The 15,255-nt window shown below is 31.2% G+C and carries 17 protein-coding genes; 14 read left to right on the plus strand and 3 right to left on the minus strand.

Translation table 11 applies throughout. The features are described 5' to 3' along the window. Nucleotides 1–16: 16 nt before the first annotated feature. Complete coding sequence (locus HMPREF2881_RS08190) at nt 17–832, plus strand: MetQ/NlpA family ABC transporter substrate-binding protein (protein WP_002488355.1); 816 nt, start codon at nt 17–19, stop codon at nt 830–832. An 89-nt stretch (nt 833–921) separates the two neighbouring features. Here the strand turns inward: HMPREF2881_RS08190 and HMPREF2881_RS11855 are convergent, their stop codons facing one another. Continuing rightward, entirely contained in the window at nt 922–1,086 is a 165-nt protein-coding gene (locus HMPREF2881_RS11855) for a hypothetical protein (RefSeq protein ID WP_002448129.1), read from the minus strand. A 174-nt stretch (nt 1,087–1,260) separates the two neighbouring features. Here HMPREF2881_RS11855 and HMPREF2881_RS08195 point away from each other — a divergent pair, with 174 nt between their 5' ends. Next, on the plus strand, nt 1,261–1,446 hold the full coding sequence (locus tag HMPREF2881_RS08195) for a CsbD family protein (RefSeq protein ID WP_002448111.1): 186 nt from the start codon (nt 1,261–1,263) through the stop codon (nt 1,444–1,446). A 63-nt stretch (nt 1,447–1,509) separates the two neighbouring features. On the opposite strand, the gene HMPREF2881_RS08200 is transcribed toward HMPREF2881_RS08195, so the two are convergent. Further along, a complete protein-coding gene (locus tag HMPREF2881_RS08200) occupies nt 1,510–2,367 on the minus strand; it encodes a polyprenyl-phosphate transporter PopT (protein WP_002448183.1) in 858 nt (285 codons plus the stop codon). A gap of 323 nt (nt 2,368–2,690) precedes the next feature. Between HMPREF2881_RS08200 and sufC the strand changes: the two genes are divergently transcribed. From sufC to HMPREF2881_RS08250, 10 genes are all read left to right on the plus strand, one after another. Further along, on the plus strand, nt 2,691–3,452 hold the full coding sequence (gene sufC, locus HMPREF2881_RS08205; protein WP_002448050.1) for a Fe-S cluster assembly ATPase SufC: 762 nt from the start codon (nt 2,691–2,693) through the stop codon (nt 3,450–3,452). 122 nt (nt 3,453–3,574) lie between these two features. Beyond that, nucleotides 3,575–4,882 carry a Fe-S cluster assembly protein SufD gene (gene sufD / locus HMPREF2881_RS08210; protein WP_002448151.1) on the plus strand — a complete coding sequence of 436 codons (1,308 nt, stop codon included), beginning with the start codon at nt 3,575–3,577 and terminating at the stop codon, nt 4,880–4,882. Nucleotides 4,883–4,912: 30 nt separating this feature from the next. Continuing rightward, nucleotides 4,913–6,163 (plus strand): cysteine desulfurase, encoded by a 1,251-nt coding sequence (locus tag HMPREF2881_RS08215; RefSeq protein WP_172457916.1) that lies wholly within the window; start codon nt 4,913–4,915, stop codon nt 6,161–6,163. Next, on the plus strand, nt 6,153–6,614 hold the full coding sequence (gene sufU / locus HMPREF2881_RS08220) for a Fe-S cluster assembly sulfur transfer protein SufU (RefSeq protein ID WP_002448166.1): 462 nt from the start codon (nt 6,153–6,155) through the stop codon (nt 6,612–6,614). Before HMPREF2881_RS08215 ends, sufU begins: the two co-directional genes overlap by 11 nt. Before the next feature lie 161 nt (nt 6,615–6,775). Then, nucleotides 6,776–8,173: a Fe-S cluster assembly protein SufB gene (gene sufB, locus HMPREF2881_RS08225; RefSeq protein WP_002448087.1), complete on the plus strand. Its 1,398-nt coding sequence runs from the start codon at nt 6,776–6,778 to the stop codon at nt 8,171–8,173. Nucleotides 8,174–8,739: 566 nt separating this feature from the next. Beyond that, nucleotides 8,740–9,588 carry a DUF72 domain-containing protein gene (locus HMPREF2881_RS08230; RefSeq protein ID WP_002448225.1) on the plus strand — a complete coding sequence of 283 codons (849 nt, stop codon included), beginning with the start codon at nt 8,740–8,742 and terminating at the stop codon, nt 9,586–9,588. A 13-nt stretch (nt 9,589–9,601) separates the two neighbouring features. Then, nucleotides 9,602–10,429, plus strand: a complete 828-nt coding sequence (locus tag HMPREF2881_RS08235; protein WP_002448093.1) for a sulfite exporter TauE/SafE family protein — start codon at nt 9,602–9,604, stop codon at nt 10,427–10,429. Nucleotides 10,430–10,448: 19 nt separating this feature from the next. Further along, complete coding sequence (locus HMPREF2881_RS08240) at nt 10,449–11,780, plus strand: bifunctional metallophosphatase/5'-nucleotidase (RefSeq protein WP_002448138.1); 1,332 nt, start codon at nt 10,449–10,451, stop codon at nt 11,778–11,780. Between the two features lie 111 nt (nt 11,781–11,891). Further along, on the plus strand, nt 11,892–12,812 hold the full coding sequence (lipA, locus tag HMPREF2881_RS08245; RefSeq protein WP_002448197.1) for a lipoyl synthase: 921 nt from the start codon (nt 11,892–11,894) through the stop codon (nt 12,810–12,812). Between the two features lie 203 nt (nt 12,813–13,015). Beyond that, nucleotides 13,016–13,402, plus strand: coding sequence for a YutD family protein (locus HMPREF2881_RS08250; RefSeq protein WP_002448096.1), 387 nt, complete (start codon nt 13,016–13,018; stop codon nt 13,400–13,402). A gap of 53 nt (nt 13,403–13,455) precedes the next feature. On the opposite strand, the gene HMPREF2881_RS08255 is transcribed toward HMPREF2881_RS08250, so the two are convergent. Continuing rightward, complete coding sequence (locus tag HMPREF2881_RS08255) at nt 13,456–13,722, minus strand: DUF3055 domain-containing protein (protein WP_002448201.1); 267 nt, start codon at nt 13,720–13,722, stop codon at nt 13,456–13,458. Nucleotides 13,723–13,824: 102 nt separating this feature from the next. On the opposite strand from HMPREF2881_RS08255, the gene HMPREF2881_RS08260 reads away from it, so the two are divergent. Next, on the plus strand, nt 13,825–14,259 hold the full coding sequence (locus tag HMPREF2881_RS08260) for a DUF86 domain-containing protein (RefSeq protein WP_002448033.1): 435 nt from the start codon (nt 13,825–13,827) through the stop codon (nt 14,257–14,259). Then, complete coding sequence (locus HMPREF2881_RS08265) at nt 14,259–15,047, plus strand: TIGR01457 family HAD-type hydrolase (protein ID WP_002448132.1); 789 nt, start codon at nt 14,259–14,261, stop codon at nt 15,045–15,047. The genes HMPREF2881_RS08260 and HMPREF2881_RS08265 overlap by 1 nt, the downstream gene beginning before the upstream one ends. Nucleotides 15,048–15,255 lie beyond the last annotated feature (208 nt).

A 15,255-nucleotide genomic window follows, 5' to 3' on the forward strand; every position in this document is an offset into this window, starting at 1 on the left:
AAAGAGGACAGATTAAATGAAAAAACTTTTAAGTTTAGTATTAGTACTTACACTGACAGTTGTATTAGTTGCTTGTGGTAAAGGTGGAGACGAAAAAGATAAAAAAATCGTTGTAGGTGCCTCACCAGCACCACACGCTGAAATCTTAGAAAAAGCAAAACCACTTCTTGAGAAAAAGGGTTATAATTTAGAAATTAAAACAATCAATGATTACACTACACCTAATAAGTTGTTAGATAAAGGTGAACTTGATGCTAACTACTTCCAACACGTTCCTTATTTAAAAACTGAAAGTAAAGAAAAAGGATACAAAATTGAAGATGCAGGTAAAGTTCATTTAGAACCAATGGCTGTTTATTCTAAAAAATACAAAAGTTTAAAAGACCTTCCTAAAGGTGCGACAGTTTATGTTTCAAATAACCCAGCTGAACAAGGTCGTTTCTTAAAATTCTTCGTTGATGAAGGCTTAATTAAAATTAAAAAAGGCGTAAAAATTGAAGACGCTAAATTTGAAGATATTACTGAAAACAAAAAAGATATTAAATTCAATAACAAACAATCAGCTGAATATCTTCCGAAAATCTATCAAAATCAAGATGTAGATGCAGCTATTATTAATTCAAACTATGCTATTGATCAAGGCTTAAGTCCACAAAAAGATTCAATTGTAGTTGAAAAACCTAATAATAACCCTTATGCAAACCTAATTGCAGTTCGTAAAGATCATAAAGATGATGAAAAAATTAAAGCTTTAGTTGAAGTATTACAATCTAAAGACATTCGTGATTTCATCAATGAAAAATACAAAGGTGCAGTTGTACCTGCAAAATAATGAATAATATGCAGTAAAAAACGGTTCACAAAGAAATATGTGAACCGTTTTTTTATTTTATATCAATACATTTATTGCAGTCATTTATATTATAAACTTGAATCGTCTTGATATAGTATTCCAACGCCGATACCACCTTGACCCATCGCATATTCAAATTTAACAATTTCTATATATGGATGTTCTTCTAAGAATGCATTAACCTTTTTATTTAAACCTTTTTCTGTCATAGCAGTAAAATTAACAAATGTCATAGTTATCATCTCCAATTGGATAAGTAAATTGAACAATGTTATTATAACAATTATTTTAATTAGACAGAAAATATAAAAAACAACAGAATTTATGTTTATACATGATATGTATTGGGTATGTTAATATTATAAAAATCATTTAAGAATGAAATGTTCAACAAGGAGGAATTTAAAATGGCAGAAGATAAATTTGAACAAGCTAAAGGTAACATTAAAGAAACAGTTGGTAATGCAACTGATAATAAAGATTTAGAAAAAGAAGGTCAAGGCGACAAAGCTTCAGGTAAAGCTAAAGAAGTGGTTGATAACGTTAAAGATAAAGCGAATGATGTTATTGATAAATTAAAAGGCGATAAATAAGTCGTTTTAACTAGAAGAGAACGCATGTGTTAAACACATGCGTTTTTTGTTTATTTTAGAATATTATGTCTGAGTATCATTGTTAGACGTAATCAGTCCTAATGAATAACTTACTATATATCCTATTACTAAAGAAATAATCGAAACAATCCATTCTACTGGTGATTTAGGAATTCCTGGGAATACAGCATAAATTGAACCAATAACAAAACCAGTAATTAAGGCAAATGTTCCAATAAAGTGGTGGGTTAAAAAGTATTTTATAATACGGCTTGAAAATAGAAATCCACATAAAATACCTAAACCAACTACTATTAATATAGGCAGACCGGTAAAGTTAAATTTAGCTAAATTAGCAATAGCTAACATTATTGTTCCATATGCACCGAATACAAGTAGCATAAATGAGCCAGAGATACCTGGAAGTAGCATTGCACTAGAAGCACAAACACCTGCTATAAAATATTTAATAATAAGACTAAAAGATAATTGAAGTGTTAAACTTGATTGCTGTGTGCTAGGATTTAATAACGTTAATGTCACTATAACTATGATTCCTAAAATTAATAATCCATAGTGTTTAGTTGTAAATGTTTTTTTAAAATCTGAAGTTTTTAATAAGTAAGGGACAATGCCTATAATTAAACCAGTAAAAAAGAACATCGTTATTACGTGATGATGATCGAGTAGGTAATGAATTAAATTACTAAGTACACCAATCGCTAAAATCATTCCTATTAATATAGGAAGTAAAAATTTTAGACTTGGCCAAAATCGTTTAGAAAATAATCCACTAATGGATGAAATAAAACCATCATATATTCCTAAAAGTAAAGCAATGGTACCTCCACTAATTCCTGGAACTAAATCTGAAGTTCCCATCGCAAATCCTTTTAAAATATTTTTCCATTTGAATGTCATAAAGGTCTCCTTTCTTTATTAAGTTAATACGAATACTACCAAATTTTTAACTTACATTGAAATATTAAGTAGTCAATCATCGTTAATATATAGATGCCTATTGAGAACAGATGCCTTTTGATTATCAGTCGCACTTGAAAATTGAAGTCATTTCGAAACAATTTTGATGAAAATATAATCTTTTTTGTCATTTTAATAAGTTTATATTGGGGACTATTTACGTTATAATTAAGTGTATTAAAGTGTTAGAAGTCTTTTTGACTATAAATTAAAATTACTATAAACTAGTTAAGAAAACTTTATATTTTATGGAGGGAATATAAATGTCATCAACATTGGAAATTAAAGACTTACATGTGTCTATTGAAGATAAAGAAATTTTAAAAGGTGTTAATTTAACAATTAATACTGGTGAAGTTCACGCAATCATGGGACCTAATGGTACAGGTAAATCAACATTATCTTCTGCAATTATGGGTCACCCAAGTTATGAAGTCACTCAAGGTGAAGTATTACTTGATGGCGTAAATATTTTAGAATTAGAGGTTGACGAAAGAGCAAAAGCAGGTCTTTTCTTAGCAATGCAATATCCATCAGAAATTACTGGTGTAACAAATGCAGACTTTATGCGTTCAGCGATTAATGCAAAACGTGAAGAAGGTCAAGAAATTAACTTAATGCAATTTATTAAAAAATTAGATAAACAAATGGATTTCTTAGATATTGATAAAGATATGGCGCAACGTTATTTAAATGAAGGTTTCTCAGGTGGGGAGAAAAAACGTAATGAAATCTTACAATTAATGATGTTAGAACCCAAATTTGCGATTTTAGATGAAATTGACTCAGGTTTAGATATTGATGCATTAAAAGTCGTTTCTAAAGGAATCAATGAAATGCGTGGTGAAGATTTCGGTGCATTAATGATTACACACTATCAACGTTTATTAAACTATATTACTCCTGATAAAGTACATGTTATGTATGGCGGTAAAGTTGTAAAATCAGGCGGTCCAGAATTAGCTAAACGTCTTGAAGAAGAAGGTTATGAATGGGTTAAAGAAGAATTTGGTGCAACTGAATAGGTCATTAAATAATATAAAAACTATTCATAAAAAGAACTGATTGATTTTAAAATGTGGAAATAAACAGTTTATATATCAATTCAGTTACTAAAATTTTTCATCAAGTAGGAGGAAAAAGCATTATGACAACAGAAACTTTAAATATTTCTGAAGCACAACTTGTTGATTATTCTAAAGCACAAAATGAACCTTCTTGGATGACTGAACTACGTCAAAAAGCTTTGAAATTAACAGAAACTTTAGAAATGCCTAAACCAGATAAAACAAAACTAAGAAAATGGGATTTCGATGCATTTAAACAACATCATGTAGAAAGTAAATCATATAATGATGTATCAGAACTTCCTGAATCAGTTAAAAATATTATTGATATAGAAAATTCTAAAAATTTAATTATTCAACATAATAATGATTTAGCTTTCACACAAGTATCAGAACAAGCAAATCATAATAATGTTATTATTGAAGGTTTATCAAAAGCGCTACAAGATCATAGTGAATTAGTAGAAAAATATTTAATGAAAGATGCAGTTACAGTAGATGAACATCGATTAACTGCTTTGCATACAGCATTATTGAATGGTGGCGTATTTGTATATGTCCCTAAAAATGTAGTAGTTGAAGACCCTATTCAATATGTAGTATTACATGACAATGAGAATGCAAGTTTATTTAATCATGCTATTATTGTAACGGAAGAAAGTGCTGAAGTAACATATGTTGAGAATTACCTTTCAACTGCAAGTGGTGAAGGTAATCAAGTCAATATTATTTCTGAAGTGATTGCAGGAGCAAATTCAAACATTACTTATGGTTCAGTTGACTATCTAGATAAAGGATTTACAGGTCACATTATCCGTCGTGGTGTGACGGCAGCAGATGCATCAATTAATTGGGCTTTAGGTTTAATGAATGAGGGAAGCCAAATTATTGATAATACTACTAACTTAATTGGTGATCGTTCAACAAGTGAACTAAAATCAGTCATTGTTGGTACTGGTGATCAAAAAATTAACTTAACATCTAAAATCGTTCAATATGGTAAGGAAACAAATGGTTATATCTTAAAACATGGTGTAATGCGTGAAAATGCTTCATCTGTATTTAACGGTATTGGATATATTAAGCATGGCGGTACAAAATCTATCGCAAATCAAGAATCTCGTGTGTTAATGCTTTCAGAGCATGCTCGCGGAGATGCGAACCCTATTCTACTTATCGATGAAGATGATGTTGAAGCAGGTCATGCAGCTTCGGTTGGTCGTGTTGACCCAGAACAACTTTACTACTTAATGAGCCGTGGTATTTCTCAAAAAGAAGCAGAACGTCTTGTTATTCATGGTTTCTTAGATCCAGTTGTCCGTGAATTACCAATTGAAGATGTGAAACGTCAATTACGAGAAGTCATCGAACTTAAAGTAAATAAATAAGTCATTGAGATTTTCAATAAAAGAAAGGTCGTGAAGGTAGTGGCCGAAACTTCATTAAACATACAAGAAATTATTGAAGACTTTCCTATACTAAATCAAAAAGTTAATGGAAAACGATTAGCTTATCTTGATTCAACAGCAACAAGTCAAACACCAGTGCAAGTATTAAATGTATTAGATGATTATTATAAACGTTACAATTCTAATGTGCATCGTGGTGTGCATACTCTAGGTTCTTTAGCAACAGATGGATATGAAAGTGCTCGTGAGACAGTACGACGTTTCATTAATGCTAAATATTTTGAAGAAATTATTTTTACTAGAGGTACGACTGCTTCAATTAATATTGTTGCACATAGTTATGGAGACGCTAATATTAACGAAGGCGACGAAATCGTTGTGACAGAGATGGAACATCATGCTAATATTGTGCCTTGGCAACAGCTAGCTAAACGAAAAAAAGCTACTTTAAAATTTATTCCTATGACTGATGATGGTGAACTAAGAATCGAAGATGTCAAATCGACAATTAATGACAATACTAAGATTGTAGCTATTACTCATGTGTCTAATGTCTTAGGTACCATTAATGATATAAAAGCAATTGCTAAGATTGCGCATGAACACGGTGCTATTATTAGTGTTGATGGAGCACAATCTGCACCTCATATGGATATCGATGTTCAAGATTTAGATGTTGATTTCTTTAGCTTTAGCGGTCACAAAATGTTAGGACCGACTGGTATTGGTGTATTATATGGAAAACGTGAACTACTTCAAAACATGGAACCTGTTGAGTATGGTGGGGACATGATTGATTTTGTAAGTAAGTACGATGCAACATGGGCTGACTTACCTACTAAATTTGAAGCTGGTACACCGATTATTGCTCAAGCTATTGGATTGGCTGAAGCTATTCGTTATATCGAAAATATAGGCTTTGATGCCATTCATCAGCATGAAAAAGAATTAACAGAATATGCATATGAGCAATTATCTTCAATTGAAGGATTAGAAATATATGGTCCCCCTAAAGAAAGACGTGCAGGTGTGATCACTTTTAATTTAGCTGATATTCATCCACATGATGTTGCTACAGCAGTAGATACTGAAGGTGTCGCTGTTAGAGCTGGACATCACTGTGCGCAACCATTAATGAAATGGTTAAATGTATCATCTACTGCAAGAGCAAGTTTTTATATTTATAATACTAAAGAAGATGTTGACCAATTAGTAGAAGCATTGAAACAAACGAAGGAGTTTTTCTCATATGAGTTTTAATAATTTAGATCAACTTTATAGATCTGTAATTATGGATCATTATAAGAATCCTCGTAATAAAGGCGTTTTAGATAATGGATCAATGACAGTAGATATGAATAATCCTACTTGTGGTGATCGCATTAGACTAACATTTGATATCGAAGATGGTATCATTCAAGAGGCGAAATTCGAAGGTGAAGGTTGCTCAATTTCAATGTCAAGTGCATCGATGATGACTGAAGCAGTTAAAGGTCATTCATTAGGTGAAGCAATGCAAATGAGTCAAGAATTTACTAAAATGATGTTAGGTGAAGATTATAACATCACTGAAGATATGGGAGATGTAGAAGCATTACAAGGCGTTTCTCAATTCCCAGCGCGTATTAAATGTGCAACGTTAGCGTGGAAAGCTTTAGAAAAAGGTACAGTGCAAAAAGAAGGTAAAGCAGAAGGTACAACTGAAGAATAAAATACGAATAGGTAATAAATGTTATTCTAAGCACTATGGTGCTGTGACATTTTACACATATTTCTTTTTATATAGTTTGCATGTTGTTACAATGACTATAGATAGTAGTGAAAGATAAATGATGCGCATATCGTTTTAAATATATTTAAGGAGTGATTGAAATGGCTAAAAAAGCACCTGATGTTGGAGATTATAAATATGGTTTCCATGATGAGGATGTTTCCATTTTCAGATCAGAACGTGGTCTAACAGAAAATATTGTTAGAGAAATTTCTAAGATGAAAGAAGAACCAGAATGGATGCTTAATTTCCGATTAAAAGCTTTAAAACTATTCTATAAAATCCCAATGCCTCAATGGGGTGGCGATTTATCAGAGTTGAATTTTGATGACATTACTTATTATGTTAAGCCTTCAGAGCATACTGAACGTTCTTGGGATGAAGTACCTGAAGAAATTAAACGTACATTTGATAAATTAGGTATACCAGAAGCAGAACAAAAATATTTAGCTGGTGTTTCTGCACAATATGAATCAGAAGTTGTATATCATAATATGGAAAAAGAATTAGAAGAAAAAGGGATAATCTTTAAAGATACAGACAGTGCTTTACGTGAAAATGAAGACTTATTTAAAGAATACTTTGCTTCTGTTGTTCCAGCAGCTGATAATAAATTCGCAGCATTAAATTCAGCAGTATGGTCAGGTGGTTCATTCATCTATGTACCTAAAAACGTTAAATTAGATACACCATTACAAGCGTACTTCCGAATTAACTCAGAAAATATGGGTCAATTCGAACGTACATTAATTATTGCTGATGAAGGGGCTTCAGTAAACTATGTTGAGGGTTGTACTGCACCAGTATATACTACAAGTTCATTACACTCAGCAGTAGTTGAAATTATTGTTCATAAAGATGCACATGTTCGTTATACTACTATCCAAAACTGGGCTAACAATGTGTATAACTTAGTTACTAAACGTACGTTTGTTCATGAAAATGGTAATATGGAATGGGTTGACGGTAACTTAGGTTCTAAGTTAACAATGAAATACCCTAACTGTGTATTATTAGGTGAAGGTGCGAAAGGTAGTACATTATCCATCGCATTTGCGGGTAAAGGTCAAGTTCAAGATGCAGGTGCTAAAATGATTCATAAAGCCCCAAATACATCTTCAACTATCGTATCTAAATCAATTTCTAAAAACGGTGGTAAAGTAATCTATCGCGGTATCGTTCACTTTGGACGCAAAGCTAAAGGTGCGCGTTCAAATATCGAATGCGATACATTAATTCTAGATAACGAATCAACTTCAGACACAATTCCATATAATGAAGTATTTAATGATAATATTTCATTAGAACATGAAGCGAAAGTTTCTAAAGTATCTGAAGAACAATTATTCTATCTAATGAGTAGAGGGATTTCTGAAGAAGAAGCAACAGAGATGATTGTTATGGGATTCATCGAACCATTTACTAAAGAATTACCAATGGAGTATGCTGTAGAAATGAACCGTCTTATTAAATTTGAAATGGAAGGTTCAATTGGATAATTTAAGATATAGCTTAAGCTAATAGTTAAAAGAACTAGAATGTTTAACATTCTAGTTCTTTTGTTTTTCAAGTATATTAAAAAGAAGTAAACATTTAATATATATAGAACAGGTGATAAGTCAAATATTGATGTTTATAATGCAATAGTGTGATCATTGTTTGACTGAACTATTAAATAACCAATTATTCAAGCCAATATAGTAGGTAATACGGATTCAGAAGTGGTAAGTATGCCCGAAGTAGTAGTCAATTTGTTCAAGTAATGATTAATTATGAGGGCGATATTCCATCTTATCCAGTTCAAAATCAGTTAATACAATCTATTAGAAGACAAGTAGTTACAAATGGAGATAGTGAATTTACCCATAATTGGAGTGGATCCCCGGTTAGCTACTAATCAAAAGTGAATGATTTAATAGATTAATTATTTTTACAAATTAATCAGTTATTAACGCGCACTTAGGGTGTTATAGTGACGATTTTAAAGTAATAAGAAAATGTAAAGTTAGTATACAACAAGTGATATATTAATTTTGAATGTGGTATCATATATCTGGTGATAAAAATGATTAATATCGGTCTAACTGGATGGGGAGATCATTATTCTTTATATGAAGATCTTGAAAGACAAACAGATAAATTACGTACGTATGCGAGTCATTTTCCTGTTGTTGAACTTGATGCCTCATATTATGCTATCCAACCTGAACGTAATATATTGAAATGGATCAATGAAACACCAGATAAGTTTCAGTTTATCGTTAAGATTCATCAAGCATTGACGCTTCACTCAGATTATAAAACTTATGCTGATTCACGATCTGAACTATTTAAACAATTTAGACACATGCTTGAACCACTGATTGCACATCATAAATTAGCAATGGTACTTGTGCAATTTCCACCTTGGTTTGATTGTACAGCTCAAAATATAAATTATATTTTGTATGTTCGACAACAGCTAGAAGATATCCCCATGTGTGTAGAATTTAGACATCAATCTTGGTTTAATTCCCAATTTAAAGAACAAACTTTAATGTTTTTAACCGAACATCAAATTATTCATGCGGTCGTAGATGAACCACAAATTAAAGATGGGTCTATACCGTTAGTCAATCGTATAACTTCTAGTACTGCTTTTGTGCGTTATCATGGTAGAAATCAGCATGGTTGGACTAAAAAAGATATGACAGATCAAGAGTGGCGAGATGTTAGATATTTATATAATTATAATGAAAATGAATTAAAAGATTTAGCGAATAAAGTTCAAATATTAGAACAAAAAGCTAAAAAGGTCTATGTCATTTTTAATAATAATTCTGGTGGTCATGCAGCTCAAAATGCTAAAACCTATCAAGATATTTTAGATATAGAGTATACAGGCTTAGCACCTCAGCAATTAAAATTTTTCTAAGAGGCGAATTATAATGTTTTTAACAATGATTTTATTAGTTTTAATTGGATTATTATCTGCAGTATTAGGTTCTTTAGTAGGTATTGGTGGCGGTATAATTATCGTACCTACTTTAGTGTATTTAGGAGTGAACCATCATCTGTTACACGGCATCACTACTCAGATTGCAATTGGTACGTCATCGGTTATTCTTATTGTAACTGGACTTTCTTCATCTGTTGGTTATTTGAAAACAAAGCAAGTAGATATTAAAAATGGCTCTATATTTTTATTTGGATTATTACCCGGTTCACTTATTGGTTCATTTTTAAGCAGATATTTAACATTAAATTCGTTTAATTTATACTTTGGTATTTTTATGATCTGTGTATCTATTTTATTGATGATTAGACATAAAATTAAACCATTTAAAATATTCGATAAGGAAAAGTATCGTAAAACATACATCGATGCTAAAGGGATGACATATCATTATAGCGTTCCACCTATGTTTGCCTTCTTTGCTACATTATTTATAGGTGTACTTACAGGTTTATTTGGGATTGGTGGTGGAGCGTTGATGACTCCTTTAATGCTTATAGTATTTAGATTTCCACCTCATGTAGCAGTAGGGACAAGCATGATGATGATTTTCTTTTCAAGTGTAATGAGTTCAATTGGTCATATTATTCAAGGTCATGTTGCTTGGTCATATTCAATTATTCTAATCATTTCTAGTTATATTGGCGCTCAAATTGGAGTAAAAATAAATCACTCGATTAAATCAGAAACAGTAGTATTATTATTACGCACAGTAATGTTAATTATGGGTGTATATCTAATTATTAAATCGTTTCTATAAAAAAACAGGAGGAATTTAAGTGAAGCTTACAATTTTTCATACAAATGACATTCATAGCCACCTTAATGAATATGCACGTATTATGACGTACATGGCTGAACACCGACCTGAACTTCAACACCCTTCACTTTATTTAGATATTGGTGATCATGTTGATTTATCTACACCAGTAACAGAAGCAACTATGGGCAAAAAGAATGTTGAACTTTTAAATGAGGCTCATTGTGATATTGCTACAATTGGGAATAATGAAGGAATGACTATTTCTCATGAAGCATTAAACAATCTTTACAATGATGCACAATTTAAAGTCATATGTGCTAATGTTTTAGACGAAGATGGCCACTTACCTCGTCATATTGCCACATCTTATATAAAAGAAATAGAGGATGTGCGCTTTTTATTTGTAGCAGCCACGGCACCTTTCACGCCATTCTATCGAGCACTTGATTGGATTGTGACAGACCCATTAGAAGCCATCAAAGACGAAATTGAACAACGCAAAGGACAATACGATGTATTAATAGTTATGAGTCATGTAGGTGTCTTTTTTGATGAAAAATTATGTCAAGAAATCCCAGAGATAGACGTAATACTAGGAAGCCACACACATCATCATTTTAATCATGGTGAAGTCAATAATGGTGTACTTATGGCAGCAGCAGGGAAATATGGATATTATCTTGGAGAAGTGAATTTAACGATTGAAAATAAAACAGTAATTACTAAAGAGGCTACATTACATCCAGTAGACACATTACCAGTCGTTAAAACACATTTTGATGAAGAAGGAAAAAATTTGATGAATAAGGCGATTATTAATAAGCCAGTTTCTTTATCTAGTAAAACAAATGTGATTACAAAAACGACTTATTTACTTGCAGAAAGTGTGTATGAGTTTACAAATGCAGATTGTACAATTATTAATGCTGGATTAATCGTTAATAGTATCGAGGGCGATCAACTTACTGAATACGATATCCATACTATGTTACCTCATCCAATCAACTTAGTTCGTGTACGTTTGAAAGGTTCTGAATTGAAAAAGGTAATCTTAAAAAGTCAAAAGCAAGAATATATGTATGAACATGTCCAAGGGTTAGGATTTAGAGGCGATATTTTTGGTGGTTATATATTATATAAATGTGGATTTATTCAATCAGAACATCGCTTCTTTGTAGATGGACAAGAAATAGAAGATAACCGTACCTATATATTAGGAACTGTAGATATGTATACATTTGGAAGATATTTCCCATTATTAAAAGGAACATCGATTGATTATTTAATGCCGGAATTTTTAAGAGATATCTTTAAAGAAAAATTAATTCAAATGCATCATTCTTCTTAGTACACAAATGTTCATAGTTATGTCTTAATTTTATAAGTTATTACATTTTAATTTAATGTAAATTTCGTTATAATAGTTGAAGATAGATTAAACAGGAGGGTATGTGTTGTTATGGCTACTAAAAATGAAGAGATTTTACGTAAACCAGATTGGTTGAAAATAAAGCTAAACACTAATGAAAACTACATCGGCCTCAAGAAAATGATGCGTGAGAAAAATTTACATACAGTTTGTGAAGAAGCAAAATGTCCAAATATACATGAATGTTGGGGAGCTAGACGTACGGCTACATTTATGATTTTAGGTGCGGTATGTACAAGAGCTTGTCGTTTCTGTGCAGTAAAAACTGGCTTACCTAATGAACTAGATTTAAATGAACCAGAACGTGTTGCAGAGTCTGTAGAACTAATGAATCTTAAACATGTTGTTATCACAGCTGTTGCACGTGATGATTTAAGAGATGCAGGGTCTAATGTATATGCAGAAACAGTTCGTAAAGTACGTGAACGTAATCCATATACGACAATTGAAATTTTACCGTCAGATATGGGTGGGGATTATGAAGCACTTGAAACACTAATGGCTTCAAGACCAGATATTTTAAACCATAACATTGAAACAGTACGACGCTTAACTCCAAGAGTTCGTGCGCGTGCGACTTACGACAGAACATTAGAATTCTTACGTCGTTCTAAAGAGTTACAACCTGATATTCCAACTAAATCAAGTTTAATGGTAGGTTTAGGTGAAACATTGGAAGAAATTTATGAAACAATGGATGACTTACGTGCAAATGATGTTGATATTTTAACAATTGGTCAGTATTTACAACCATCACGTAAACACTTAAAAGTTGAAAAATACTATACTCCATTAGAATTTGGTAAATTAAGAAAAATTGCAATGGAAAAAGGATTTAAACATTGTGAAGCTGGTCCAATGGTACGAAGTTCTTATCATGCTGATGAACAAGTAAATGAAGCGGCAAAAGAAAAACACCGTCTTGGAGAAGAACAGTTACAACAAAAATAATATTAACCCAAAAATTTAAAATAAACTTTCTTTTAAGCGATATCACATAATGAAGTCATATTATCTTATGAAACAATGATATGAGTACATAAAGTCAATTAAGAATGTTTATTAATAGGTAGATGCTAAAACTTAGATTGCTCTTTTTCTTTAAAATAGGCAATCTAAGTTTTTATTATAATTATAATTAAAGGTGACTTATTATGATTAAAGTTAATCAACAGTATTTTGAATTAATTGAAGATTATAGAGAATGCTTTGATGAAGAATTATTTGCTTCAAGATATTCAGATATACTTGATAAATATGATTTTGTAGTTGGAGATTTTGGTTATGATCAATTACGTTTAAAAGGATTTTATAAAGATTCAAATAAAAAAGCTGAAATTTCAAAACGTTTTTCAACCATCCAAGATTATATTTTGGAATATTGTAATTTTGGTTGTCCATATTTTATAGTGAGACATATTAATGAGAATGAACGATTAGAATTAACTAGTGTAGATGAAGTAGAAGATAAATTGCATGATGTGAAAATAAAACCAACAATACAAACTACACAATCTACTGAAAAAAAGAATAATAAATAATGAAAGGTCAAAACAATGATATTCACAAAATATACATTGTTTTGACCTTTCATTTATTGAATAACTTGATTTAGATATTCAATGATTTCTTCGCTTTCTTCTTGAGAGACACCTAATATATGAGCAATATATCCTTCTTCTTCAATATCGTCTGTGCCTATGATGCCAAATTTATTAGTTTGAAGATTTAATACCAGTGTTTTGCCGTAATGACGATCGGTCTGAATAAGCATTAAATCATAGCGACTATGTTCACCTACAAATCCTACAAATTGTGCTTGCGATTGTTCCTCATCATCGTACAGAAACATATCTATCATATCAGTCATGCTCCTTTATTTTTAATATGTGAAATTAGTATAACGACAAATGATGCATGATGCAAAACTATGATATGATAATAATAATAAGAGGTGACCGATATGTATTTTGTAGATAAAGATAAATTAGCACTTAAAATAAAATATTTAAATCAGCTTATTAAGGATTATGAAACAAATAAATCAAATCATTATGCATTTGAACGTATTGCGCAAATGTTAATTGAATCATCAGTAGATATTGGAAATATGATTATTGACGCTTTTATTTTGAGAGATCCTGGTAACTATAAAGATGTTATTGATATTTTAGAACTTGAAGGGGTGATTTCCAAAGATACACAAAACCATATTAATGATACAGTTGAAATCAGAAAACAGTTTGCACATCATTATACAGAATTAGAAGTTGAAACACTTGTACCATTATTTGACACCTCAATACCGTATTATCGACAATTTGTGAAAGAAGTTACTCAATTTCTAAAAAAAGAAAATGTGCCAATTACCGCTTTTGGAAAAGGAGATTATTCATAATGAAAAATTATAAAGGTTATTTAATCGATTTAGATGGAACAATGTATATGGGTACAGCAGAAATTGATGGTGCTGCTCAATTTATCGATTATTTGAACAAAAACGATATTCCTCATTTATATGTTACTAATAACTCTACTAAGACGCCTGAAGAAGTAACAGAAAAGTTAAAAGAAATGAAGATTGACGCTAAACCAGACGAAGTAGTTACTTCTGCTCTAGCTACGGCAAATTACATTGCAGAAGAAAATAGTCAAGCTAGTGTGTATATGCTAGGAGGTAATGGTTTAAGAACAGCATTAACCGATGCAGGTTTAACCGTAAAAGAAGATGAGAATGTAGATTACGTAGTTATCGGTTTAGATGAAGCAGTCACATATGAAAAACTTGCAATAGCTACTTTAGCAGTACGTAAAGGCGCAAAATTTATCTCTACGAATCCAGATGTCTCAATTCCTAAAGAAAGAGGCTTCTTACCTGGAAATGGAGCTATTACAAGTGTGGTTAGTGTATCTACTGGACAACAGCCACAATTTATTGGTAAACCAGAAACCATAATCATGCAAATTGCTTTAGATATCTTGAAACTAGATAAGTCTGAAGTGGCTATGGTGGGAGATTTGTATGATACAGATATCATGTCTGGTATTAATGTGGGGATGGATACGGTACATGTACAAACAGGTGTAACATCTTATGAAGAAATTCAAACTAAACAACCAAAGCCAACCTATTCATTTAAAGATTTGAATGTGGCTATAGCTGAATTAGAAAGTAATACTAATTAATAAAAATAATTTCTATGATAACTTCTTATTACTTAAATTGATGATATGAGTAATAAGAAGTTTTTATATCTAACAGTTTTGTTATGCTCTGTGTAATTGTGATATGTAACCATTAGTACTAATATATAGAATATCAAAGATAAGAATAAGGACATATCGGATAAGATAGATACATATTTAACACTCACTAATTATTATATAAAATAAA

The organism is Staphylococcus sp. HMSC057A08 (genome assembly GCF_001812925.1).
In the GTDB taxonomy this organism is placed as follows: Bacteria; Bacillota; Bacilli; order Staphylococcales; family Staphylococcaceae; genus Staphylococcus; species Staphylococcus hominis.